Genomic DNA, 508 nt, shown 5'->3' on the forward strand with positions numbered 1-508 from the left:
TAAGAGCACACGGAGGATGCCTAGGCGCCAGGAGCCGACGAAGGACGTGGCGAACAACGAAACTGCCTCGGGGAGCTGTAAGCAAGCTTTGATCCGGGGGTGTCCGAATGGGGAAACCCAGCTGTGGTAATGCACAGTTACTCGTATCTGAATACATAGGATACGCAGAGGCAGACCAGGGGAACTGAAACATCTAAGTACCCTGAGGAAGAGAAAACAATAGTGATTCCGTCAGTAGCGGCGAGCGAACGCGGAACAGCCTAAACCAAGGGGCTTGCCCCTTGGGGTTGTGGGACGTCTCACATGGAGTTACAAAAGGTTAGGTTAGGCGAAGAGGTCTGGAAAGGCCCGCGATAGAGGTAAAAGCCCTGTAGCCAAAAGTTTAATCCCTCCGAGACGGATCCCGAGTAGTGCGGGGCACGTGAAACCCCGTATGAATCCGGCAGGACCATCTGCTAAGGCTAAATACTACCTGGCGACCGATAGTGAATCAGTACCGTGAGGGAAA

1 rRNA gene is annotated in these 508 nt (G+C 53.7%); it reads left to right on the forward strand.

The annotated features are described in order from the left end of the window. Window positions 1-508, forward strand: a 23S ribosomal RNA gene (locus tag K1558_RS32635); the annotation flags it as partial.

Source organism: Paenibacillus piscarius (assembly GCF_022234545.1).
In the GTDB taxonomy this organism is placed as follows: Bacteria; Bacillota; Bacilli; order Paenibacillales; family Paenibacillaceae; genus Paenibacillus_AQ; species Paenibacillus_AQ piscarius.